Source organism: Ferrovibrio sp. (assembly GCF_025869515.1).
Classification (GTDB): Bacteria; Pseudomonadota; Alphaproteobacteria; order Ferrovibrionales; family Ferrovibrionaceae; genus Ferrovibrio.
Genome location: NZ_JAOZVR010000008.1, coordinates 77,831 through 100,466 on the forward strand (window position 1 = coordinate 77,831; position 22,636 = coordinate 100,466).

Annotated in this window: 21 protein-coding genes; 5 read left to right on the forward strand and 16 right to left on the reverse strand. The window is 64.7% G+C overall.

Going from position 1 to position 22,636, the window contains the following annotated elements; translation table 11 throughout:
• Nucleotides 1–145: 145 nt before the first annotated feature.
• The 7 genes from OJJ21_RS01255 to dusB all read right to left on the reverse strand — a co-directional run bounded on the left by OJJ21_RS01255 (nt 146) and on the right by dusB (nt 9,985).
• Nucleotides 146–1,033 (reverse strand): D-amino-acid transaminase, encoded by an 888-nt coding sequence (locus OJJ21_RS01255; protein ID WP_297682524.1) that lies wholly within the window; start codon nt 1,031–1,033, stop codon nt 146–148.
• Between the two features lie 29 nt (nt 1,034–1,062).
• Nucleotides 1,063–2,439, reverse strand: coding sequence for a Trk system potassium transporter TrkA (gene trkA / locus OJJ21_RS01260; RefSeq protein WP_297682526.1), 1,377 nt, complete (start codon nt 2,437–2,439; stop codon nt 1,063–1,065).
• A gap of 13 nt (nt 2,440–2,452) precedes the next feature.
• A complete protein-coding gene (locus OJJ21_RS01265; protein ID WP_297682528.1) occupies nt 2,453–3,850 on the reverse strand; it encodes a sigma-54 dependent transcriptional regulator in 1,398 nt (465 codons plus the stop codon).
• Complete coding sequence (locus OJJ21_RS01270) at nt 3,840–6,215, reverse strand: PAS domain-containing sensor histidine kinase (protein ID WP_297682530.1); 2,376 nt, start codon at nt 6,213–6,215, stop codon at nt 3,840–3,842. Before OJJ21_RS01270 ends, OJJ21_RS01265 begins: the two co-directional genes overlap by 11 nt.
• A gap of 217 nt (nt 6,216–6,432) precedes the next feature.
• Complete coding sequence (ntrC, locus tag OJJ21_RS01275; protein WP_297682532.1) at nt 6,433–7,881, reverse strand: nitrogen regulation protein NR(I); 1,449 nt, start codon at nt 7,879–7,881, stop codon at nt 6,433–6,435.
• Nucleotides 7,878–8,999 (reverse strand): ATP-binding protein, encoded by a 1,122-nt coding sequence (locus OJJ21_RS01280; RefSeq protein WP_297682534.1) that lies wholly within the window; start codon nt 8,997–8,999, stop codon nt 7,878–7,880. Before OJJ21_RS01280 ends, ntrC begins: the two co-directional genes overlap by 4 nt.
• Nucleotides 8,999–9,985: a tRNA dihydrouridine synthase DusB gene (dusB, locus tag OJJ21_RS01285; RefSeq protein ID WP_297682536.1), complete on the reverse strand. Its 987-nt coding sequence runs from the start codon at nt 9,983–9,985 to the stop codon at nt 8,999–9,001. Before dusB ends, OJJ21_RS01280 begins: the two co-directional genes overlap by 1 nt.
• 137 nt (nt 9,986–10,122) lie before the next feature.
• Here dusB and OJJ21_RS01290 point away from each other — a divergent pair, with 137 nt between their 5' ends.
• From OJJ21_RS01290 to OJJ21_RS01300, 3 genes are read left to right on the forward strand one after another with little or no spacing between them, the layout of a single operon-like run.
• Nucleotides 10,123–11,292, forward strand: coding sequence for a bifunctional 2-C-methyl-D-erythritol 4-phosphate cytidylyltransferase/2-C-methyl-D-erythritol 2,4-cyclodiphosphate synthase (locus OJJ21_RS01290; protein WP_297682538.1), 1,170 nt, complete (start codon nt 10,123–10,125; stop codon nt 11,290–11,292).
• Between the two features lie 13 nt (nt 11,293–11,305).
• Nucleotides 11,306–11,764: a phosphatidylglycerophosphatase A gene (locus OJJ21_RS01295; protein WP_297682540.1), complete on the forward strand. Its 459-nt coding sequence runs from the start codon at nt 11,306–11,308 to the stop codon at nt 11,762–11,764.
• 5 nt (nt 11,765–11,769) lie between these two features.
• On the forward strand, nt 11,770–12,279 hold the full coding sequence (locus tag OJJ21_RS01300; protein WP_297682542.1) for a CinA family protein: 510 nt from the start codon (nt 11,770–11,772) through the stop codon (nt 12,277–12,279).
• 11 nt (nt 12,280–12,290) lie between these two features.
• Here the strand turns inward: OJJ21_RS01300 and OJJ21_RS01305 are convergent, their stop codons facing one another.
• The 9 genes from OJJ21_RS01305 to OJJ21_RS01345 all read right to left on the reverse strand — a co-directional run bounded on the left by OJJ21_RS01305 (nt 12,291) and on the right by OJJ21_RS01345 (nt 21,659).
• Nucleotides 12,291–13,730 (reverse strand): malonyl-CoA decarboxylase, encoded by a 1,440-nt coding sequence (locus OJJ21_RS01305; RefSeq protein ID WP_297682544.1) that lies wholly within the window; start codon nt 13,728–13,730, stop codon nt 12,291–12,293.
• Between the two features lie 41 nt (nt 13,731–13,771).
• Nucleotides 13,772–14,248 carry a type II toxin-antitoxin system RatA family toxin gene (locus tag OJJ21_RS01310; protein WP_297682546.1) on the reverse strand — a complete coding sequence of 159 codons (477 nt, stop codon included), beginning with the start codon at nt 14,246–14,248 and terminating at the stop codon, nt 13,772–13,774.
• A gap of 6 nt (nt 14,249–14,254) precedes the next feature.
• Nucleotides 14,255–15,208: a lipoyl synthase gene (gene lipA, locus OJJ21_RS01315; RefSeq protein ID WP_297682548.1), complete on the reverse strand. Its 954-nt coding sequence runs from the start codon at nt 15,206–15,208 to the stop codon at nt 14,255–14,257.
• Nucleotides 15,209–15,307: 99 nt separating this feature from the next.
• The gene (gene lpdA, locus OJJ21_RS01320; protein WP_297682550.1) at nt 15,308–16,714 is read right to left on the reverse strand and encodes a dihydrolipoyl dehydrogenase; all 1,407 of its coding nucleotides are present in this window, start codon (nt 16,712–16,714) and stop codon (nt 15,308–15,310) included.
• Between the two features lie 11 nt (nt 16,715–16,725).
• Nucleotides 16,726–17,427, reverse strand: coding sequence for an SDR family oxidoreductase (locus OJJ21_RS01325; protein ID WP_297682552.1), 702 nt, complete (start codon nt 17,425–17,427; stop codon nt 16,726–16,728).
• A gap of 10 nt (nt 17,428–17,437) precedes the next feature.
• The gene (locus tag OJJ21_RS01330) at nt 17,438–18,730 is read right to left on the reverse strand and encodes a pyruvate dehydrogenase complex dihydrolipoamide acetyltransferase (RefSeq protein ID WP_297682554.1); all 1,293 of its coding nucleotides are present in this window, start codon (nt 18,728–18,730) and stop codon (nt 17,438–17,440) included.
• Nucleotides 18,731–18,744: 14 nt separating this feature from the next.
• Complete coding sequence (locus OJJ21_RS01335; RefSeq protein WP_297682556.1) at nt 18,745–20,148, reverse strand: pyruvate dehydrogenase complex E1 component subunit beta; 1,404 nt, start codon at nt 20,146–20,148, stop codon at nt 18,745–18,747.
• Nucleotides 20,149–20,170: 22 nt separating this feature from the next.
• Entirely contained in the window at nt 20,171–21,184 is a 1,014-nt protein-coding gene (gene pdhA, locus OJJ21_RS01340) for a pyruvate dehydrogenase (acetyl-transferring) E1 component subunit alpha (RefSeq protein ID WP_297682558.1), read from the reverse strand.
• Between the two features lie 163 nt (nt 21,185–21,347).
• A complete protein-coding gene (locus OJJ21_RS01345; protein WP_297682560.1) occupies nt 21,348–21,659 on the reverse strand; it encodes a septum formation initiator family protein in 312 nt (103 codons plus the stop codon).
• Nucleotides 21,660–21,815: 156 nt separating this feature from the next.
• On the opposite strand from OJJ21_RS01345, the gene OJJ21_RS01350 reads away from it, so the two are divergent.
• Nucleotides 21,816–22,415, forward strand: coding sequence for a DUF1190 domain-containing protein (locus tag OJJ21_RS01350; protein WP_297682561.1), 600 nt, complete (start codon nt 21,816–21,818; stop codon nt 22,413–22,415).
• A gap of 19 nt (nt 22,416–22,434) precedes the next feature.
• Nucleotides 22,435–22,636, forward strand: a 202-nt coding sequence (locus tag OJJ21_RS01355) for a glutathionylspermidine synthase family protein (protein WP_297682563.1), incomplete at its 3' end; no start/stop codon positions are given.

A 22,636-nucleotide genomic window follows, 5' to 3' on the forward strand; every position in this document is an offset into this window, starting at 1 on the left:
GGCGGCCGCTGCCCTCGCCCTTGGATTAAACCATTAATTTCGGAAAGTGGCAAAACAATGGCGTGCACTGCGGCATCGGGCCGCTGTCCTGCCCGCTGCAGTCACAGTGTGACGGCCGTCACGGGTCCTGTTACAAGGCATTCCGTCACGGTGAAATGAAGGGCGCCTGCCAGTCGCTGCTGTGGTTCGCCGCATGGGTCTCGTAGAGGCCGCGCAGCCTGGAAGCCACCACGCCGGGACCGCCATTGCCGATCGGCTTGCCATCCAGCGTCACCACCGGGATCACATAGGATGTGGCCGAGGAAACGAAGGCTTCCTTCGCCGCCAGCGCCTCGGCCACGGTGAAGGGCCGGAATTCGACCTTCAGCCCTTCCCGCTTCGCCAGTTCCAGCACGGCGGCGCGGGTGATGCCGCTGAGAATCTCGGTGGTCGGCGCGCGGGTGACCAGCACGTTCTCCTTCGTCACAATCCAGGCATTCGACGAACTGCCTTCCGTGACGAAGCCCTTCTCGTCGACCAGCCATGCCTCGTAGGCGCCGGCTTCCTTGGCGGCCTGTTTGGCCAGCGCTGCCGGCAGCAGGCCGACCGTCTTGATGTCGCAGCGGCCCCAGCGGATATCGGGCTGCGTAATCGCCGGCACGCCCCTGGCGGCATTGGCCGCCGCCTTGTTCCAGTCGAGATGGCGGGCGATCGCCACCACGGTGGGCGCGATGCCGGCGGGAAAGGCGAATTCGCGCTTCGCCGCGCCGCGGGTGATCTGCAGATAGATGCTGCCGTTGCGTACGCGATTACGCCGCACGGTTTCACGCAGCACCACACTGAGCGCCGCGCGCGTCATCGGCCGTTCGATACGCAGTTCATCCAGGCTGCGTTCCAGTCGCGCCAGATGGCCTTCCAGATCGACAAAGCCGCCATCGGTGATGGCAACCACTTCATAAACACCGTCGGCGAACTGGAATCCGCGGTCTTCGACATGCACACCCGCCTGGGCATAGGGCACGTACTGACCGTTGACATAAGCGATACGCGACATCGGGAAGGCCTCGTCGTTTTTATATGATCTCAGAAGAATTCCAGGCGGACGGCGAACAGCTTCTCCACCTTCTTCACGGCATCGCGCCGCACGAAGAGGATGACGCGGTCACCCGCCTCGATCTCGCTGTCGCCGCGGGCGATTTCGACGCTGTCACCGCGCAGGATGGCGCCGATCTTCAGGCCGTCGGGCAGGTTCAGTTCGGAGAGCGGCTTGCCGACCAGGGCGCTGGTCTCCACCGCTTCGGCCTCCATCGCCTCGGCCGCGCCGTCATGCAGCGAATGCACGGCGCGGATACGGCCGCGCCGGACATGCTGCAGGATCGACGATACCGTGGTCGAGCGCGGATTGACCACGACATCGATGCCAAGCGAACCGATCAGCGATTCATAAGCCGGGTTGTTGACCAGTGTGATGGCGCGCTGGGCGCCGGCCCGCTTGGCCAGCAGCGAGGTGAGAATATTCACCTCGTCGTCGTTGGTCATGGCAATGAAGGTTTCGGCCGCGCCAACCTTGGCTTCCTGCTGGATGTCCTGATCCAGAGAATCGCCGTGCAGCACCACCGCATTTTTCAGTGCGCCGGCAACGAATTCGGCGCGCTCGCGATTATGCTCGATCACCTTGAGCAGCACCGAAGGCTGGCTTGCCTCGATCTCGCGCGCCAGGAACAGGCCGATATTGCCGCCGCCCGACAGCACGATGCGGCGCGCCTCGCGCTCCTCATGGCCGAACAGGCGCATGGCACGCGGCAGGTGTTCGGACAATACGCAGGCATAGATTTCGTCATTGGCTTCGAGGTGATCGTCGGCATCGGGCACCAGCATGGCGCCGTTGCGGATGATGCCGCAGATATTCAGGGCCAGATCGGGAAACAGCCCGGTCAGCTGGCGCAGCGCCGTGTTCAGGATCGGGCAATCCTCGTCGAGCCGCACGCCGACCAGACGCAGACGGTCGCCGGCAAAGGGGATCATGTCGAAGGCACCCGGCGTCAGGATGCGACGGTGGATGGCGCGCGCCACTTCGATCTCGGGCGAGATGATGTAGTCGATCGAGATATGCTTCTCGTTGAACAGGTCCGACCATTCCGGCCGGAGATAGCCCTGCGCACGGATGCGGGCGATCTTGGTCGGCACGTTGAACAGCGCATGCGCCACCTCGCAGGCCACCATGTTGACCTCGTCGGCGAAGGTAACCGCGATCAGCATATCGGCGTCGGAGGCGCCGGCCTGTTCCAACACGTCTGGATGCGAGGCATAGCCGACGATGGCGCGCAGATCGTAGGTCTCGGCAGCCTTGTTGGCGCGATCGGCCGAAACGTCGATCATCGTCACCTCGTTGCCTTCAGCGGCAAGCTGGCGTGCGATGGTTGAGCCGACCAGGCCGGCGCCACAGACGATGACTTTCATGGATTTGGCACTCCTAGCCGCCGTTGCGGTCGAGGGTGACGACGCCGAGCGCCTTCAGCTTGCGATGCAGAGCCGAGCGTTCCATGCCGATGAAACTGGCGGTACGCGAGACATTGCCGCCGAAGCGGGTGATCTGCGCCAGCAGATATTCGCGCTCGAACATTTCACGGGCATCGCGCAGCGGCAGCGCCATCACTTCCGTCGTCGTTTCCGGCCGCAGTGCAACCGGCGGGGTCGCACCCAGGTCGGAGGGCATCATATCGGCATGGATCGCGGCGCCGCGCTGATCCGCCGGCAGCATGATCAGCAGGCGCGCAATGGCATTGCGCAACTCGCGCACATTGCCCGGCCATTCCGCCGATTGCAGCGCCAGCAGCGCATCTTCGGCCAGATCGCGCACCGGCACACCCTGGCGCTGCGCCTCGACCTGGATGAACTGCCGGGCCAGCAGCGGCACATCCTCGCGGCGATCGCGCAAGGCCGGCACCCGCAGCGGTACGACATTCAGGCGATGATACAGGTCCTGCCGGAACTGCCCCTGGCCGACCCGGACGGTCAGGTCATGCACGGTGCCCGAGATGATGCGGACATCGACCTGCACGCGGGTACGGCCGCCGACACGCTCGAAACTCTGCTCGGTCAGCACGCGCAGCAGCTTGGCCTGCGCCTCCGGCGACATCTCCGCCACCTCGTCGATGAACAGCGTGCCGCCATGGGCTTCTTCCAGCACGCCGATCTTGTGCTGGCGCTGGCCGTTGACCACTTCCTCGATGCCGAACAGCTGCTGTTCGATGCGATCCGATGTCATCGCCGCGACATTGAGCAGCACAAAAGGCCCGCCGGCGCGGCGCGAACGCTGATGCAGCAGCCGCGCAACCAGTTCCTTGCCGGCGCCCGGCGGGCCAGACACCAGCACGCGGCTGTTGGTCGGCGCCACACGGTCGATCGCCTGACGCAAAGCAACGATGGCCGGCGAGGAGCCGATCAGTTCGGCCACCGTGCCCGAGCGTTGCCGCAGATCCTCGTTTTCGCGCTTGAGCCGCGCCTGCTCCAGGGCACGCTCAAGCAGCAGCAGCAGGCGGTCGCTCTTGAACGGTTTTTCGATATAATCGTAAGCCCCGCGCTTGATCGCCGAAACCGCCGTTTCGATATTGCCATGGCCCGAAATCATCACCACCGGCACGGTGCTGTGGTCGCGCATGATGCGGTCGAGGATTTCCAGGCCGTCCAGCTTGCTGCCCTGCAGCCAGATATCCAGGATCACCGCACTGGGCCGACGCGCTTCCATCTCGCGCAAGGCACCATCGGAATCCCCGGCCATACGGGTCTCGTAGCCCTCATCCTGCAGGATACCCGCGATCAGATTGCGGATGTCCGCTTCGTCATCGACGATGAGAATGTCACGCGCCATGACTGCCCGACCCTAATACCTTACGCAATGCGGCATGCGCCTCCGCCGCGGGAGGCTCCGGATTAACAGAACGGCCGGCCGGCCCGGCCGCCTCGTTGCCGGGCAGGACGCCCGGCAGGTGAATGCGCGCCAAGCTACCATTTTTCAGCGCCGGATCAAACAGGGTGGCATCGGTGAGCGTGATACTGCCGCCATGTTCCTCGATGATCTTCTTGACGATGGCAAGGCCAAGCCCGGTACCCTTGCTGCGCGTTGTGACATAGGGTTCGAACAGGCGGTCGCGATTCTCCACCGGCAGGCCGCGGCCGTTATCCAGCACGGTGATATCGGCCGTGGTGCCGTTGAGCCGCAGGCCGACCGAGATATGGCCGCGCGGCAGGGTTTCGCCGGCAACGCGATCGCGGCCATCGATGGCATCCACCGCGTTCTGCAGGATGTTGGTCAGCACCTGGGCGAGCTGGCGCGCGTCGACATTGATGCGCATCGGCATTTCCTGGATATCCGTCTCGAACTGGATATCCGGGCGGGCCACCTGCTGCAGGAACACGCCCTGACGCACCAGCTGGGTGATGTCTTCCTCGCGATAGACCGGACGCGGCATACGGGCGAAGGTGGAGAATTCATCGACCATGCGCCCGATGTCGCCGACCTGCCGGATAATGGTATCGGTGCATTGCTCGAAGATTTCCGGATCGGTCTGCACTTCCTTCATGTATTTGCGCTTCAGCCGCTCGGCCGAGAGCTGGATCGGGGTCAGCGGATTCTTGATCTCATGCGCGATGCGCCGGGCGATATCGGCCCAGGCGGCATTGCGCTGCGCCGCCACCAGTTCGCTGACATCGTCGAAGGTGACGACATAGCCAAGCAGTTCGTTGCCGGTGACCTCGCGCGCGATGCGCACCAGCAGGGTGCGCGCGCCGTCCGAGCGCTGCACCACCACCTGGCCGCGCTCCACCCCTTCGGCCGGGCGCTGCGCGAGCTGGTCGAACAGCTCCGCCATCTCCGGTGCCACTTCGGTGAAGGGCCGGCCGACCATGTCGTCGAAGCTTTGCTGCAGCATCGCCTGGGCGGAGGGATTGGGCAGCGTCACCATGCCCTGCGGATCGACGCCGATCACGCCGGCCGAAACGCCGGAAAGCACGGTTTCGGTGAAGCGGCGCCGCTCGTCGAGCTGGCGGTTGGCGGCGATCAGTTCGGCCTGCTGCGCGGCCAGCTGGCCGGTCATGCGGTTGAAGGTGCGGCCCAGCGTGGAAATCTCGTCATCGTCGGCACGTTCGGTCACCCGCGCGGTCAGATCGCCGCTGCGGATTCTCTCGGCGGCCGTCACCACCTCGCCGATCGGCGTGACCAGCCGGTTGGCGATCAGCAGCGCAAACCAGATCGCGGCGAACAGCAACAGCAGCGAGACCAGCAGGAACAGGATGGCGAAATTGATTTCCAGCGTCGCGCGCGCGCGTTCCAGGCGGTTATACTGCTGGGCTGCATTGCGTGTCCGCTCCAGCTCGGCCTGTACCTTCGCGTCGATATAGCGGCCGACATAGAGATAGGCGTCGAGATAGCCGTCCAGCCGCACCAGCGCACGCACGCGGTCATCGGTTTCGGCGGTGATGATCACCACCTGCCCGGCATTGGCATCCTCGATGGCGCGCGGCGGCACGCGGTCGAATTCCATCAGCAGGCTGAGTTCGTTGCGGGCGAGGATTTCGCCGGTGGAGGTGAAGACAATCGCCTCGCCCAGGCCGCGGATACGCGACAGCTGGCGCACCGCCTGCTGGAAGGCATAGGGGTTGCGGGTCAGGTTGGGCGCAGCGCGGTTGAGATCGACCGCCATCGCCAGCACATCGGCGCGGATCGTCTTGCGATGCTCCTGGATATAGGCTTCGGCGATGGCAACCGAGGCATTGACCGCCGAATTGACGCGCTCGCTGAACCAGGTCTGCAGACCGAGATTGAAGAACAGCACGGCAAACAGGGTCATCAGCACGGTGGGCAGGGCGGTGACGCCGGCAAACATCATGACCATGCGGGCATGCAGGCGCGAGCCGGCCGCGCCCCGGCGCCGCTGCATCCACAGCACCACCAGGCGGCGGGCCACCAGGCTGGTCAGGCTGAGCAGGACGATCAGGTCGGTCAGCAGCAGGATCTGGACGTCGCGCGGCGTCAGTTCGCGATTGGCGCCCGGCGTCATCGCCAGATAGGTCAGCGTGCCGGCCACCAGGGCTGCGATGGCCAGGGCGATCTCGAGCTGACGAAGCAGGTTATGGCGGCGCGCCCAGCCGAGCGCCCCGTGCCACAGGCGCCGGGCGAACCGGGCGATCGGACGGCCGTCATCGCTGACCGCAACGAAACCCGCTCCGGATGCCACGCCGGCAGCCTCGCCCGCGGCCTCACGGGACGTCGGAATCGTCTCGCCAGTCCTATCCGGAGTCATGGTTGGTGACAGTCTGTGAATCGGGGGTACCCGGCCATTGGCCGATCATACCCCAGCCGCAGCGATCCGGCACCCATCCCCCGGGCATTCCGGGAGGGGCAAACCGGCCGTTCGCAGAACTATCCCAGGTCGCCGCGGCTTCGGGCCGCGACTACTTCAGGCCACGGATGACCTGGATATTATGGTCGCGGATCTTCTTGCGCAGGGTGTTGCGGTTGAGCCCCAGCATATGGGCCGCCTTGATCTGGTTGCCCCGGGTGGCCGCCAGGCTGAGCGAGATCAGCGGGATTTCCAGCTCGCGCAGCATCCGGTCATACAGGCCCGGCGGCGGCAGGTCGTCGCCCTGGGCGGAGAAATACTTGGTCAGGTGGCGCTCGATGCTGCCGGTCAGCGTCTCTTCCTCGCTCGGCTCGGCGTTGCGCGGTGCCTGCGGCGGCTCGGCCAGCTCGTTCTCGATCACTTCCAGGCCGATCACGTCATCGGCATAGAGCGCAGCCAGGCGGCGGACCAGGTTTTCCAGCTCGCGCACGTTGCCGGGCCAGCGGTAGCGGCGGATGCGTTCCATCGCTTCGGCCGACACCGTCTTGGTCGGCAGGCCCTGGGCGGTGGCCTGGTTGAGGAAGTGGCGCACCAGATCGGCGATATCCTCGCTGCGTTCGCGCAGCGGCGGCAGGCGCAGCGGCACGACATTCAGGCGATAGAACAGATCCTCGCGGAACAGGCCCTGGTTCACGGCCTGGCGCAGGTCGCGGTTGGTGGCGGCGACAATGCGCACATCGGTGCGGATCGGCGTGCGGCCGCCCACGGTGGTGTACTCGCCCTGCTGCAAGACTCTTAAAAGGCGCGTCTGTGCCTCGATCGGCATGTCGCCGATTTCGTCGAGGAACAGCGTGCCGCCCTCGGCCTGCTCAAAACGGCCCGCGTAACGGTTGGCGGCGCCGGTAAAGGCGCCCTTCTCGTGGCCGAACAGTTCGCTCTCGATCAGCTCGCGCGGGATCGCCGCCATGTTGATGGCCACGAACGGCCCGTTGCGGCGCTTGCCGTAATCATGCAGCGCGCGCGCCACCAGCTCCTTGCCGGTACCGGACTCGCCATAGATCAGCACGGTGAGGTCGGTGCCCATCAGGCGCGCCATCACGCGGTAGATTTCCTGCATCGCCGGCGAGCGGCCGATCAGCGGCAGCTTTTCCTCGTCGGCATCGGCGGCGGCGGCCTCGGAGGGCTGGGCCTTCGGCTGATTCATCGCGCGTTCAACCACGCGCAGCAGCTCCTTCAGGTCGAAGGGCTTGGGCAGATAGTCGTAGGCGCCGCGCTCGGCGGCCTTCACGGCGGTCAGCAGCGTCTTCTGCGCGCTCATCACGATGATCGGCAGTTCCGGCCGGATCCGCTTGATGCGCGGCAGCAGATCGAGGCCGTTCTCGTCGGGCATCACCACATCGGTGATGATCAGTTCGCCCTCGCCTTCGGAGGCCCAGCGCCACAGCGTGGCGGCATTTCCGGTCGAGCGCACCTGATAGCCGACCCGGCCGAGCGCCTGATCCAGCACCGTGCGGATCGAGCGGTCGTCGTCGGCGACGAGAATGGTGCCCTTGTTACTCATTCCTGTAACTCTCCGGATTCATCCGCTGTCGGGCTGTGAACCGGCAGACGGGCACTGAAAACTGTACGGCGGGGACGGCTGTCGCATTCGATAACGCCGCCGTGATCGCCAATGATCTTGGCAACCAATGCAAGACCGAGGCCAGAACCGCTGACTTTGGTCGAAACGAAGGGATCGAACAGATATTGGCGGATATCCTCGGGGACTCCCGGGCCATTGTCCTGAACCGAGACTTCCAGCGGCAGGTGCAACCGGTCGCGCGAGCCTCGCACGGCCAGACGCACGCCATGGCGGTAGGCCGTGGTCAGGATGATCTCGCCGCCGGGGTCGTCGCCGATGGCTTCTGCCGCATTCTTCACCAGGTTCAGGAACACCTGCACCAGCTGGTCCCGGCTGCCATTCACCGGCGGCAGCGACGGGTCATAGCGTTCGACAAAGCGGATATTCTTGGCAAAGCCGGCCTGCGCCACCTTGCGCACATGCTCCAGCACCTGGTGGATATTCACCGGGCCGCGCTCGATGCGCTTGTCGGTGAAGACTTCCATGCTGTCGACCAGCGCGCAGATGCGATCGGTCTCGTCGCAGATCAGGCGGGTCAGTTCGCGGTCAGCCTGGTTGGCATTGGCTTCCAGCAGCTGCGCCGCGCCGCGAATGCCGCTGAGCGGATTCTTCACTTCATGCGCCAGCACGGCGGCCATGCCGGTGACCGAGCGCGCCGCGCCGCGATGGGTCAGCGCGCGGTCGATCTTGGCGGCCATGGTGCGCTCGTCAAACCGCACGATCACATGATCCTGCGCTTCGGGCACCGGCGAAATCTGCACATCGACCAGACGCTCGCCCAGACGCGGCGAGCCGAGATCGACATCATATTCCGCCACGCTGTAGCGCTCGCGGAACACCTGGGCAAACAGCTGCAGCACCGGGCTGCCAAACGGCACCAGGTCGCGCAGATTCTGGCGGCACAGCACGGCTGCACCGCTGTCGAAGAACTGTTCGGCGGCTGGATTCACGTAGCTGATGTCGCCCTGACGGCCGACCACCAGGATCGGATTGGGAATGGCGCCCAGCACCTGGGCGGCATCGATAGTGCTGCTTTCGTAGCTGTCCACCGACTGCATCAGGCGGCCATCCGGTCAAGCTGCGGGGCGTAGAAATCGCGAATGGCGCCGCGCACCTGCTGCGGTTCGTCGATCTGCATGATGCGGGTGCGGAACTCGGCCGAACCCGGCAGGCCCTTGGAATACCAGGCCACATGCTTGCGGCCGATCTTCACGCCTGTGGAAATACCGTAATGCTCCAGCATCGCGTCATAATGTTCAAGCACGGTGGCTTCCTGCTGGGCCAGCGACGGATCGGGCAGCCGCGTGCCGGTCTTCAGATATTCGATCACCTGGCGCAGGAACCACGGCCGGCCATAGGCACCACGACCGATCATCACGCCATCGGCGCCCGACTGCTCCAGCGCATCCCTGGCTTCATCCAGTGTGGTGATATCGCCATTGACGATCACCGGCAGCTTGACGGCGTCTTTCACCTTGCGCACGAAACTCCAGTCGGCACGGCCGTTATACAGCTGGCAGCGCGTACGGCCATGCACGGTGAGCATCCGAATGCCCTCGCCTTCGGCGATGCGCGCCAGTTCCGGCGCGTTGCGGTTGGCGTCGTCCCAGCCGGTGCGCATCTTCAGCGTCACCGGCAGTTTCACGGCCTTCACCGTGGCGGTCAGCAGCGTTTTGGCATGCGCCAGATCGCGCATCAGCGCGGAACCGGCATGGCCGTTGACCACCTTCTTCACCGGGCAGCCCATGTTGATGTCGATGATGGCGGCGCCGCTGTCTTCGTTCAGCTTGGCGGCCTCGGCCATCACGCTGCCCTCGCAGCCGGCGAGCTGCACCGACATCGGAAATTCTTCCGGCACGTTCTGCGCCATCTTCAATGTCTGGCGCGAGGCGCGCACCATGGCTTCGGAGGCGATCATTTCGGACACAACGAGACCGGCACCGCTTCGTTTGACGAGGCGACGGAACGGCAGATCCGAGACACCCGACATGGGAGCAAGGATGACCGGATCTGCGATGGCGACGGGACCGACGTTTATGCTCATTTTTTACACAATTCTCTGGGATGCCCAGTTGTTGGTCACGATAGTGAGTTTTTTACTGCGCTGCAACATCCTTCCGCAACCGGAGCAGGTTGGGGCGACCTTTGCCTCGCCGGACCGGCTCGGGTAGGTTGCCCGGCATGACCACCGCCGCGCTGATTGTTGCGGCCGGCCGCGGTACCCGCGCCGGCGGAGAGAAACCCAAGCAATACCAAATGCTTGGTGGAAAACCTTTGCTCCGGCACAGCATCGACGCGCTGCTCGGCCACGCGGCCATAGCACGGGTTGCCGTCGTGATCCACCCCGACGATTCCGCCGCCTATGCCGAGGCCGTAAAGGGCCTCGAAAACCATCCTCGCCTGGCTTCGGCCTGCCTCGGCGGCGCCGCACGGCAGGACAGCGTCCGGCTCGGTCTGGAGACCCTGGCGCACGATCCGCCGGCAGAAGTGCTGATCCATGATGCAGCCCGCCCATTTCTTCAGCACATCTATATAGACCGCCTGCTGACCATGCTCAAACAGGCGCCAGGCGCAGTCCTCGGCATCCCGGTGGTGGATACGCTGAAACGCGACGACACCGGCTATGCGCGCAGTGGCGTGGAGCGTCAGGGCCTGTGGCGCGTACAAACCCCGCAGGCTTTCCGTTTTGGCGACATCCTGACCGCGCATCGCCAGTCGGCCGGCCTGGCGCTGACCGACGATGCCGCCGTGGCCGAGCGCGCCGGACTGCCGGTCAGGCTGGTGCCCGGCGCCGAGGAGAATTTCAAAGTGACCGAACCGGAGGATTTCGCCCGCGCCGAACGCCAGTTGCTGCTGCAGCTTGCCGATATCCGCACCGGCCAGGGCTTCGATGTGCATGCCTTCAGTGACGAGCCGGGCCGCAAACTGACCATCGGCGGCCTGGTGATTCCGCATGACCGCGGCCTCGCCGGCCATTCCGATGCTGATGTGGCGCTGCATGCGCTGACCGATGCGATCCTCGGCGCGCTGGGCGATGGCGATATCGGCCAGCATTTCCCGCCGTCCGATGCGCGCTGGAAGAATGCCGACTCCGCCGCCTTCCTGCAGCATGCGATGACACTGCTGGCGGCGCGCGGCGGCATGCTGGCGCATGCCGATATCACCATCGTCTGCGAAGCGCCGAAGATCGGGCCGCATCGCGACGCCATGCGCGCGCGCATTGCCGGGATCGCCGGAATCACCATCGACCGCATCAGCGTGAAAGCCACCACCACCGAACAGCTCGGCTTCACCGGACGGCGCGAAGGCATCGCGGCGCAGGCCGTCGCCACCGTGCGGCTGCCAGGTTAGAGAAAGCCGGCTGATGAATATCTATGCCCTGCCCTTCCTGCTCTGCACCTGGTTCGGTCTCGGCAAGCTGAAGCCTGCGCCCGGTACCTGGGGCTCGGCCGGCGCGCTGCCCTTTGCCTGGGCCCTGCAGGTCTATGGCGGGCCATGGGCCGTTGCGATTGCCGCCGCCACGATTGCGCTGATCTCGCTCTGGGCGATCCGGCTGTTTCTGGTGCGCTGGCCCGGCGACGATCCGGGCGAGATCGTCATCGATGAGGTGGCCGGCATGTGGCTGACGCTGATTTTCGTGCCGGCCGATCCGGTCTTCTATCTGGCGGCCTTTGCCGTCTTCCGCTTTTTCGATACCACCAAGATCTGGCCCGCCTCCTGGGCCGACCGCACGCTGGATGGCGCGCCCGGCGTGCTGATCGACGACCTCTTCGCCGGTGTTTACGGCATGCTGGTCATGCTGGCCGTCGTATATTTCTGGTGACTGTCATGGACGATACCCTGCTCCGCCTTGCCGAAACCCTGCTGCAGCGTTGCCGCGAAGCGAAACTGATGCTGGCCACGGCGGAATCCTGCACCGGCGGATTGATCGCAGCGACACTGACCGAGATCGCCGGCTCGTCCGACGTGTTCGAGCGCGGCTTCGTCACTTATTCCAACGATGCGAAAACCTATGTCCTCGGCGTACCGGCCGAGATCGTCGCCGGCCGTGGCGCGGTGTCGGAACCGGTGGCGCGTGCCATGGCGGAAGGCTGCCTGCGCAAGAGCAAGGCCGATATCGCGATTGCCTGTACCGGCATCGCCGGGCCCGGCGGCGGCAGCGCGACCAAGCCTGTCGGCCTGGTGCATATCGCGGTTGCCGCGCATGGCCAGGAAACCATGCACCAGCGCATGACCTATGGCGAGATCGGCCGCTCTGCGGTGCGTGCCGCCACGGTGGAAGACGCGCTCACTCTCGCCGGCGAGATGGTGGCGCAGATGCAGGCGAGCAAGAGCTAGGGATCGGCCAATTACAGATCCGCCAGCCGCTTCACCTCGCCCGACGCGGCAATGGTGCCGTCGCGCACGAAGCGCTCGTGGTTCTGGTCGATGTCGTCCAGGCGATACAGATAGTTCACCATCATGCCGGCCGACTGCTTCATGCCGTTGCGCGAGCGGTCGCCCAGCCAGTTCAGACGATAGACCATCGAGCCGTTGCTGAGATGGAAACGCGCGACGGGATCGCGCGGCTTGCCGCCCTTGTCGGTGGCGGTGAGCAGGTAACGCGCGCAGAGCCGCAGCAGCACCGGACGCAGGGCCTCGGACAGGGCCGCATTGTCGAGCCAGGCATGGTCCTTCAGCAGGCCGGGCAGCATGCCCTTGGAGAAACGCTGGCCCAGCGCATGGCTGAGTTCGTCGCGCGCCTTGCTTTCCACCAGATCGGGGGTCCCCGCAGTGACGACCTCGTCAAGCCAGCCGCGGAAACCCGGGATCGGCGACAGGGTCGAGAACTGCTTCAGGTTCGGCAGGTCGCGGCTGAGATCGTCCACCACGCGCTTGATCAGGAAATTGCCGAAGGAAATGCCGCGCAGGCCGACCTGGGTATTCGAGATCGAGTAGAAAATCGCCGTATCGGCGTCTTTCGGATCGAGGACCGGGGTGGCCTGATCCAGCAGCGTCTGCACGTTGCCGGCGATGCCCTTGACCAGCGCGACCTCGACGAAGATCAGCGGTTCCAGCGGCATGCGCGGATGGAAGAAGGCATAGCAGCGCCGGTCGGCATCCAGCCGGTTGCGCAGGTCGTCCCAGCTTTCGATCGCGTGCACGGCCTCGTAGGCGATCAGCTTTTCCAGCAGAGCCGCCGGGCTGTTCCACGAGATGCGCTGCAGCTCGAGGAAGCCGACATCGAACCAGCCGACCAGCAAGTCTTCCAGGTCGGCCTCGACAATCGCAAGCTCGGGCGACTCCTTGCGGAAGCGCAGCGCATCGGCGCGCATGTCGACCAGGAATTTCACGCCCTGCGGCAGGGCGGTGAACTGCGTCAGCAGTCTTTGCCGTGGCGGCGTCAGCGCCAGCCGCAGCGCGCGCTGGGCCTTGTGCCGCGCCACCGGCTCGGCGGCGCGCTGCACATCGGTGATGGCCTTGTCGAGCGCCACCTCATCGGCGGCAAAACCGCCGGCCAGCACCTGCAGGAAGGCGCGCTTGCCGGTATCGTCGAGGCCGAGATAGAGCCGGCCGAGCGCCGCCGCGCGGGCCCGCGCCGAAACCTCGCCGCCGCGCGCCTCCAGGCAGTCGGCGAACAGGGCGCGCAGGCGCTCGGTGTCTTTCGGATCCGCCAGCCCGTCGCGGGCCAGCTGGGCGGTGTCGTCGCCGCCGGCGATGCCACGCCAGGCGCCGACCAGGCTGCGCAGGCCGCGCTCCAGCAGCGTGCCGGAAATCGAGATATTGGGAAGCGTAGGCAGGGCCACCATACTGGACTCCGTGTTTGCCCAGCCCTAACGGCCGAGCCGGGTCAGAGTGCCGTAATCGTAACACCAGGCGGCAGGGATAATCCATTCTCGCCGTAAAGCTGCTGCGCCCGGGTCTCGAAAGCGCCGACCATGCGCCGGACTGCTTCGTTGAACAGCAGTTCGATGGTTTTCTGCAGCAGGCGCGATTTGAATTCGAAATCGACATAGAAGTCGATCTCGCAGCCGGTCGGGTGCGGATTGAAGATCCAGTGGTTTTTCAGATATTTGAACGGACCGTCGGTGTATTCGACATCGATGCGGCGGGCAGCGGGATCGAGCGTGACCCGGCTGGTGAAGCGTTCGCGGAACACCTTGAAGCCGATGATCAGGTCGGCCACCACGACAGTTTCGTTACGCTCGCGGATGCGGGCGCCGACGCACCAGGGCAGGAATTTCGGATACTGCTCGATGCCCGCGACCAGCGCATAAAGCTGGTCTGGCCGATAGGGCAGGATGCGTTTTTCGGCGTGGGTCGGCACCGGGCGTCAGGCTTCCGCGCCAAGTTTGGCCTGGCGCGCCGCCTTCAGCCGGGCGAAATCGTCGCCGGCGTGATGCGACGAGCGGGTCAGCGGCGACGCCGACACGGTGAGGAAGCCCTTGGAATTGGCAATCGTGGTATAGGCGGCGAATTCATCCGGCGTGACGAAGCTCTTCACCTCGGCATGCTTGCGGGTCGGCTGCAGGTATTGCCCGATGGTGAGGAAATCCACGTCGGCGGCACGCAGGTCGTCCATCACCTGCATGATCTCTATCTTTTCTTCACCAAGACCGACCATCAGCCCGGACTTGGTGAACATCGTCGGATCGAGTTCCTTCACCCTGGCCAGCAACTGCAGCGAAGCGAAATAACGCGCGCCGGGCCGGATGGTGGGATAGAGCCGCGGCACGGTTTCCAGATTGTGGTTGTAGACATCGGGCTTTGCTGCCACCACCGCCTCGATGGCGCCCGGCTTGCGGATGAAATCGGGCGTCAGGATTTCCACCGTGGTGGCCGGCGCGCTTTTGCGGATCGCCGCGATGGTTTTCACGAACTGCGAGGCGCCGCCATCGTCGAGATCGTCGCGATCCACGGAGGTGATCACCACATGGTGTAGCCCAAGTTTACCCACTGCCTCTGCAACATGCTCCGGCTCGTCATGGTCGACACCGGAAGGCTTGCCGGTGGTGACATTGCAGAAGGCGCAGGCCCGCGTGCAGACGGCGCCAAGGATCATCACCGTGGCATGCTTCTGCTGCCAGCACTCGCCCAGATTCGGGCAGGCGGCTTCCTCGCAGACGGTGTTGAGCTTGAGGTCGCGCATCAGCCGGCGTGTCTCGGCCACCTGCGGCGAGGTCGGCGCCTTGACGCGAATCCAGTCCGGCTTGCGCAGCACCGGGGTATCGGGCTTGTGCGCCTTTTCCGGATGGCGGACCGGGATGGGGTGAACGTTAATGGCCACGACGTCTAAATCCTCTGAGCAACCTCGATCCTGAGATAGCGTCCGGCAGTATACAGAAAAGCCCCTGCCCCCGCATCTGCCGGCACCGGCTGCAGAATCCTAGTAATTCAGCGCCTTGCCGTAAGCGTCCAGCACCGACTCATGCATCATCTCGCTGAGCGTCGGATGCGGGAAGATCGCATGCATCAGCTCGGCCTCGGTGGTTTCCAGGGTCTTGGCGATGCCGAAGCCCTGGATCAGCTCGGTGACCTCGGCGCCGATCATATGGGCGCCCAGCAGTTCGCCGGTCTTCTTGTCGAATACCGTCTTGACCAGGCCTTCCGGCTCGCCCAGCGCAATCGCCTTGCCGTTGGCGAGGAAAGGGTAGCGGCCGACACGGACTTCATGGCCCTTCGCTTTGGCAGCGGCCTCGGTCAGACCGACGCTCGCCACCTGCGGCGTGCAGTAGGTGCAGCCCGGGATGTTGCTGACATTCAGCGGATGGACATCTTTTTCGCCGGCGATCTTCTCGACGCAGATCACGCCTTCATGGCCGGCCTTGTGCGCCAGCCAGGGCGGCCCGGTCAGGTCGCCGATGGCATAGAGGCCCGGCTCGGCGGTGCGGCTCCATTCGTCGGTGACCACATGGGTCTTCTCGACCTTGGCCTTCGTCGTTTCGAGACCGATATTCTCGACATTGCCGACAATGCCGACCGCGAGGATGACGCGCTCCACGGTGATTTCGGTTTCCTTGCCGGCCTTGTCCTTCAGTACGGCGGTCACGGTGTCGATGCCCTTCTTCAGCGCCGTCACGGTGGTGCCGAGATGGATTTTCATGCCCTGCTTCTCGAAGGCCTTCTTGGCGAGAGCGGAGATCTCTTCGTCCTCGACCGGCAGCACGCGGTCCATCACCTCGACCACGGTGACGTCGGAACCGAGCTGGCGATAGAAGCTGGCAAACTCGATGCCGATGGCGCCCGAACCGATCACCAGCAGCGATTTCGGCAGCGCCGGCGGCACCATGGCTTCCTTGTAGGTCCAGACCAGCTTGCCATCCGGCTCCAGGCCGGGCAGCGAGCGTGCGCGGGCACCGGTAGCAAGGATGATATGCCTGGCGGTGAGATCGGCGACCGGCTTGCCGTCCTTGGCCACCTTCACCTTGCCGGGACCGTTGAGCGTGCCGTGGCCGTCGAACACCGTGATCTTGTGTTTCTTCATCAGAAACTTCACGCCGTTCGACAGCTGCGCCGCCACCTTGCGCGAGCGTTCGACCACTTTCTTGGTGTCGATGGTGACCTTGCCTTCGACGGTGAAGCCATAAGCCTCGGCATGCCTGATGTTGGAATAGATTTCGGCCGAGCGCAGCAACGCCTTGGTCGGGATGCAGCCCCAGTTCAGGCAGATGCCGCCGAGATGCTCGCGCTCGATGATCGCGGTTTTCATGCCGAGCTGGGCACCGCGGATCGCCGTGGTGTAGCCGCCCGGGCCGCTGCCGACGACGATCAGATCGAAACTGGTATCAGCCATGGGAGCCTCTTTTACACAGAGCGGGTGATGCCGCCGTCGACGCGCAGATTCTGTCCGGTGATGTAACTGGCCTGTTCCGACAGCAGGAAGGCGACGGCATCGGCGATCTCGCGCACGGTGCCGTAGCGTTTCATCGGGATGCGGGCCACACGTTCGTCCTTGGCTGGCAGGCTGTCGATGAAGCCCGGCAGCACGTTGTTCATGCGGATGCCCTGCGCGGCATACTGGTCGGCATAGACTTTCGAGAATGCCGCCACCGCAGCGCGCACCGGACCGGAGATCGGGAAATCCGCTTCCGGCTCGAAGGTCGCGTAAGTGAGAAGATTCACGAACGCGCCGCCGCCCTGCTTGAGCATCACCGGCGTGACCAGCCGCACCATGCGGATGACCGCCAGATGCACCAGTTCGAAGCCGGTGAGCCAGGCGGCATCGTCCAGCTCCAGCAACTTGCCCTTGGGCGGATGGCCGGTGCTGTTCACCACCGCATCGATGCGGCCGTATGTGTCGAGGGTGAGATCGACCAGCGCCTTGACGTCGTCCGCCTTGGCGTTGGAGCCGGCAATACCGACACCGCCGAGACTCTCGGCCAAAGTCCTGGCCGCACCGGACGGGGACATCGCCACCACGCGATAGCCATCGGCGGCAAGCTTTTTCAGAATCCCGGCGCCCATGCCCTTGCCGGCGCCGGTAACGATGGCGACTTTCTCCGTCATCCTTGCCGCCTCACAGCAGCATGGTCAGCGGGTCGTCGATGAAGCCCTTGAAGGCCTGCAGGAACTGCGCGCCCACGGCGCCGTCCACCGCGCGATGATCGACCGACAGCGTGCAGGTCATGATCGTGGCCGGCACGATCTGGCCGTTCTTGACAATCGGGCGCTGCTCGCCGGCGCCGATGGCGAGGATGCAGCCCTGCGGCGGGTTGATCACCGCCTCGAACTGCTTGATGCCGAACATGCCGAGATTGGAAATCGAGAAGGTGCCACCCTGGTATTCTTCAGGTTTGAGCTTGCCATCCCGCGCCCGCGCAGCGAGATCTTTCATCTCGCTCGCAATTTGCGTCAGGCCCTTGCCCTCGGCCTGCTTGATGATCGGCGTGATCAGGCCGTTCGGCGTCGCCACCGCCACCGAAATATCGGCATGCTCGTAATACATCATGCCGCTGTCGTCGTAACTCGCATTGGCCGTCGGCACCTTCTTCAGCGCCAGCGCCACGGCGCGGATGACGAAGTCGTTGACGCTGATCTTGGCCTCGGTCTTGTCGTTGAGCCGCTTGCGCAGGGACAGCAGCTCGTCGATCTCGGTGTCGATGGTGAGGTAGAAATGTGGCACCGTCTGCTTGGACTCGGTGAGCCGGCGCGCAATCGTCCTGCGCATGCCCGACAGCGGCTCCAGCCTGTAGGGCATCTTGAGCAGGTCGGCGAGCTGGCGCGCGCCCGGACCGGACGCCACAGGCGCCGCCGCCTTGCCAGCCGCAGCCGGCGCCGCGGCACTGCCTTTCGGCGCCTTCTCGATATCGGCCTTGACGATGCGGCCGTGCGGGCCGCTGCCAGACACGGCTTTCAGGTCGACGCCCGCCTGTTCGGCCATGCGGCGGGCCAGCGGCGAGGCGAAAACGCGCTCCCCGCTCTTGGCAGGCGCGGCGACTGGCGTCGCAGCCGGCGCAGCGGCAGCAGCAGGCTTCGGGGCCTCCGCCTTCGGCGCTTCAGCCTTCTTCTCTTCAGGCCTGGCGGCCGGCGCGGCAGCCGGCTTTGCCTTCATGTCGCCGGCAGACTCGCCCTCCTCCAGCAGGATGGCGATCGGCGTATTGACCGCCACGCCATCGCTGCCTTCGGCGACCAGAATCTTGCCGAGCCTGCCCTCGTCGACCGCCTCGAATTCCATCGTCGCCTTGTCGGTCTCGATCTCGGCGATGATATCGCCGGCCTTGATCTCTTCGCCTTCGCGCTTATGCCATTTCGCCAGCTTGCCCTCGGTCATGGTGGGCGAGAGGGCCGGCATCAGGATTTCGATCGGCATCCTTTGGCCCTCCCTTACTTGCGGTAGCAGACGGCTTTCGCCGCCGCGACGATTTCCGGCACGCTGACCAGCGCCAGCTTTTCCAGGTTGGCGGCGTAGGGCATCGGCACATCCTTGCCATGCACACGCGTCACCGGCGCATCGAGATAGTCGAAGGCCTTTTCCATCATCACGGCGGCGATTTCCGCGCCGATGCCGGATTGCGGGAAGCCCTCTTCCACGGTGACGATGCGGTTGGTCTTCTGCACCGACTGTATGATGGTGTCGTGGTCCATCGGGCGGATGGTGCGCAGGTCGATTACCTCGGCCTCGATGCCCTCTTCCGCCAGTTTCTCGGCGGCGGCCAGCGCATGACCGACGGCAATCGAATAGCCCACCAGCGTGACATCCTTGCCTTCGCGGGCGATGCGCGCCTTGCCGATCGGCACAACATAGTCATCCAGCTTCGGCACCTCGAAACTGCGGCCGTAGAGGATTTCGTTTTCCAGGAAGATCACCGGATTCGGATCGCGGATCGCCGCCTTGATCAGGCCCTTGAAGTCTGCGGCGGAATACGGCGCTACCACCTTCAGGCCCGGGATATGCGAATACCAGGCGGCGTAATCCTGGCTGTGCTGGGCAGCGACGCGGGCCGCCGCGCCGTTGGGGCCGCGGAACACGATGGGGCAGCCCATCTGGCCGCCCGACATGTACAGCGTCTTGGCCGCCGAATTGACGATCTGGTCGATCGCCTGCATCGAGAAGTTAAAAGTCATGAATTCGATGATCGGGCGCAGGCCGCCGAAAGCGGCGCCGACGCCGAGGCCGGCAAAGCCCTGTTCGGTGATCGGCGTGTCGATCACGCGATCGGGGCCGAATTCATCCAGCATGCCCTGGCTGATCTTGTAGGCGCCCTGATATTCCGCGACTTCCTCACCCATGAGGAAAACCTTGGGGTCGCGGCGCATCTCTTCCGACATGCCTTCGCGGATCGCCTCGCGCACCGTCATGGAGACGAACTGCGTGCCCTCGGGGATCGCGGGATCCTTCAGCTCCGGCGCCGGCGTCTTCACGGCCGTGACCGCCGATTCAACGGCCTTGTCAGCCTTCGCCTCGGCTTTCGGCGCTTCCGCCTTGGGCGCTTCGGCTTTCTTTGCCGGTACCGCACTCTTCTCTGAAGACGTACCGGGCTTTTCGTCGTCGCCGCGCAAGGAGGCAATCGGCGTGTTCACGGCAACACCCTCGGTGCCTTCGGCGACCAGAATTTTCTCCAGCACGCCTTCATCGACGGCTTCGAATTCCATCGTCGCCTTGTCGGTCTCGATCTCGGCGATGATGTCGCCGGCCTTGACCGCGTCGCCTTCCGTCTTGTGCCACTTGGCCAGCTTGCCTTCCGTCATGGTCGGCGACAGGGCGGGCATCAGAATCTCAATGGACATCGCTTAAATCCTCCCGGCCCGCTCAGGCTTCAACATAAACGTCGGTCCACAGCTCCGATGCATCGGGCTCCGGACTTTCCTGGGCGAAATCGGCGGCCTGCTGGACGATGTCCTTGACCTCCTTGTCGATGGCCTTGAGGGCATCCTCGTCGACCATCTTGTTGCCCAGCAGCAGCGCGCGCACCTGATCGATCGGATCATGCTCGGCGCGCATCTTGGTCACTTCGTCCTTGCTGCGGTATTTCGCCGGGTCCGACATCGAATGGCCGCGATAGCGGTAGGTCATCATCTCCAGGATGATCGGCCCCTTGCCGGCGCGGCAATGCGCCACCGCCTCTTCGCCGGCTTCCTTCACCGCCACCACGCTCATGCCGTCGACCTGGCGGCCGACGACGCCGAAGCTTTCGCCGCGCTTGTGCAGTGCCGGCTGCGCCGAGGAACGGTTGATCGCCGTGCCCATGGCATACTGGTTGTTCTCGATCACATAGATGACCGGCAGCTTCCACAGCTCGGCCATATTGAAGCTCTCGTAGACCTGGCCCTGGTTGGCCGAGCCGTCGCCGAAGTAGCAGAAGGTCACATTGTCGGTCTTGTTGTACTTCTGGGCGAAGGCCAGGCCGGTCCCCAGCGGCACCTGGGCGCCGACGATGCCGTGGCCGCCGTAGAAATGCTTCTCGCGGCTGAACATGTGCATCGAGCCGCCCTTGCCCTTGGAATACCCGCCGGCACGGCCGGTCAGTTCGGCCATCACGCCCTTGGGGTCCATGCCGGTGGCCAGCATATGGCCATGATCACGGTAGGAGGTGATGACGGCATCGCCGAGTTTGGCGCAGGCCTGCAGGCCGACAACGACGGCCTCCTGGCCGATATAGAGGTGGCAGAAGCCGCCGATCAGGCCCATGCCGTAAAGCTGGCCGGCCTTCTCCTCGAAGCGGCGGATCAGCAGCATGTCGCGGTAATACTGCAGCAGTTCCTTGGCCGGCGGCAATTTGCCGCCCTTGGCCGCGCTATCCGCAGCCTTACCCGCTTTTGCCATCGTTTCCTCCCGACTGACCTTACGGCATTTGCCAACAGCTAACACCGTCAGGCGTCCGTTGGCGAGGCGGAAGATTATGGCTAACTTTAGTTAAAACAAGGATTTTTAGATGATTAACTGAATTTCGGTTAATCGACGAAATTCCGTTGCGGGAAAACCCGGTTCAGCGGCCGAGAATTACCCGGTCGCCCGGTCGCAGCAGGCCCAGCACTTTCTTGCCCTGCTCTTCCAGCATGTCGGCATCCAGGCCGTCGGCGCGCAGCAGGTCGACCCGGCGCTCCAGCGTACGGCGTTCGGCCGTCACCTCGGCCAGCGCCGCCCGGGTATCCTGAATCTGCAGGGTGAGGCGCGTATAGGCATTGATGCCGTGCTCGCCTTCCATCGCATGGTAGGCGAAGTAGCCGATGGCGGCGAAGCAGATCACCGGGATAACGGCGGCAAGCGAATGGCGGCGGATTTCACGGACAGCACTCATGGTGATTCGTAAAGAATCACAGCCGAGTCGCCAGGTCAAACCCTTTCCGAGTCGGTCGCAAGATTCTCACAGGTGAGTCAAAGGATTAGCCTGAACACCGCATCCGGGGCCGAAGCATGGCTTTGCGGAAGGCGCCGGTCCGGTTATGCTCTGGTTATGCGCAAATCCAGAGTGATCCGTCTCGCCCTTCTTGGCACCGTCGGCCTTGTCGGCCTGGCCGGCTGCGACAACAACGACCCTCTCGCCGGCCATGACGTGCTGCGCGACCAGAAGGAATGCGCAAGCCGGCCCGATCCGGATGCCTGCCGCACCGCGCTGGCCGACGCCAGGGCCCAGCATGTGCAGACCGCCCCGCGCTTTGCCAGCCGCGAGCAATGCGAGGCCGAGTTCGGTGTCAGCAACTGCGGCACGCCCAGCCAGGTCCTGTCCGGCAACGATGCATTCTCGTCGGCCGCACCGGCGGGCGATCCCAACAGTCCCTCGGCACAGCCGATGCAGCAGCAGGCGCAGTCCTCTTCGGGCGGCATCTTCATGCCGATGCTGATGGGCTACATGATGGGCCGCACGCTGGGCGGCGGCCTCGGCGCCCAGCCGCTCTATCGCGACCCGTCCAACACCGCCTATTCCGGCGGCCGGCCGCTGGGCCAGCTCAGCGCCAACCGCTTCCCCGATGCGCCCAAGGCCTCGCCGCTGGCCGTATCGCGCGGCGGCTTCGGCCGCACCGGCAGCGCCCTCACCTCCTCGGCCGGCTCGTAAGCGGCATGGAGCGCCTGCCATGGAGCGGCTGACCATCGAGCCGCGCGCCGACTGGCGCGAGCGTGCCGAAAAGATCGGCTTCGAATTCCACACCATCAACGGCGAACCCTACTGGTGCGAGGACGCCGCCTACAGTTTCACCTCTGCCGAAATCGACGGGATCGACGACGCGGCGCAGCGGCTGGAGGATATGTGCCTCGAACTGGTGGACGGCATTATCG

Excerpts from the sequence above, each read along its gene's own strand:
- OJJ21_RS01330 (WP_297682554.1), bottom strand. The coding sequence starts at position 18,730 with ATGCCGATCGAAATCCTGATGCCGGCCCTCTCGCCCACCATGACCGAG.
- OJJ21_RS01345 (WP_297682560.1), bottom strand. The coding sequence starts at position 21,659 with ATGAGTGCTGTCCGTGAAATCCGCCGCCATTCGCTTGCCGCCGTTATC.
- OJJ21_RS01335 (WP_297682556.1), bottom strand. The coding sequence starts at position 20,148 with ATGTCCATTGAGATTCTGATGCCCGCCCTGTCGCCGACCATGACGGAA.
- OJJ21_RS01295 (WP_297682540.1), top strand. The coding sequence starts at position 11,306 with ATGAATATCTATGCCCTGCCCTTCCTGCTCTGCACCTGGTTCGGTCTC.
- OJJ21_RS01325 (WP_297682552.1), bottom strand. The coding sequence starts at position 17,427 with ATGACGGAGAAAGTCGCCATCGTTACCGGCGCCGGCAAGGGCATGGGC.
- pdhA (WP_297682558.1), bottom strand. The coding sequence starts at position 21,184 with ATGGCAAAAGCGGGTAAGGCTGCGGATAGCGCGGCCAAGGGCGGCAAA.
- trkA (WP_297682526.1), bottom strand. The coding sequence starts at position 2,439 with ATGAAAGTCATCGTCTGTGGCGCCGGCCTGGTCGGCTCAACCATCGCA.
- OJJ21_RS01350 (WP_297682561.1), top strand. The coding sequence starts at position 21,816 with ATGCGCAAATCCAGAGTGATCCGTCTCGCCCTTCTTGGCACCGTCGGC.
- OJJ21_RS01305 (WP_297682544.1), bottom strand. The coding sequence starts at position 13,730 with ATGGTGGCCCTGCCTACGCTTCCCAATATCTCGATTTCCGGCACGCTG.
- OJJ21_RS01255 (WP_297682524.1), bottom strand. The coding sequence starts at position 1,033 with ATGTCGCGTATCGCTTATGTCAACGGTCAGTACGTGCCCTATGCCCAG.
- dusB (WP_297682536.1), bottom strand. The coding sequence starts at position 9,985 with ATGAGCATAAACGTCGGTCCCGTCGCCATCGCAGATCCGGTCATCCTT.
- ntrC (WP_297682532.1), bottom strand. The coding sequence starts at position 7,881 with ATGAGTAACAAGGGCACCATTCTCGTCGCCGACGACGACCGCTCGATC.
- OJJ21_RS01265 (WP_297682528.1), bottom strand. The coding sequence starts at position 3,850 with ATGGCGCGTGACATTCTCATCGTCGATGACGAAGCGGACATCCGCAAT.
- lpdA (WP_297682550.1), bottom strand. The coding sequence starts at position 16,714 with ATGGCTGATACCAGTTTCGATCTGATCGTCGTCGGCAGCGGCCCGGGC.
- OJJ21_RS01300 (WP_297682542.1), top strand. The coding sequence starts at position 11,770 with ATGGACGATACCCTGCTCCGCCTTGCCGAAACCCTGCTGCAGCGTTGC.
- OJJ21_RS01280 (WP_297682534.1), bottom strand. The coding sequence starts at position 8,999 with ATGCAGTCGGTGGACAGCTACGAAAGCAGCACTATCGATGCCGCCCAG.
- OJJ21_RS01290 (WP_297682538.1), top strand. The coding sequence starts at position 10,123 with ATGACCACCGCCGCGCTGATTGTTGCGGCCGGCCGCGGTACCCGCGCC.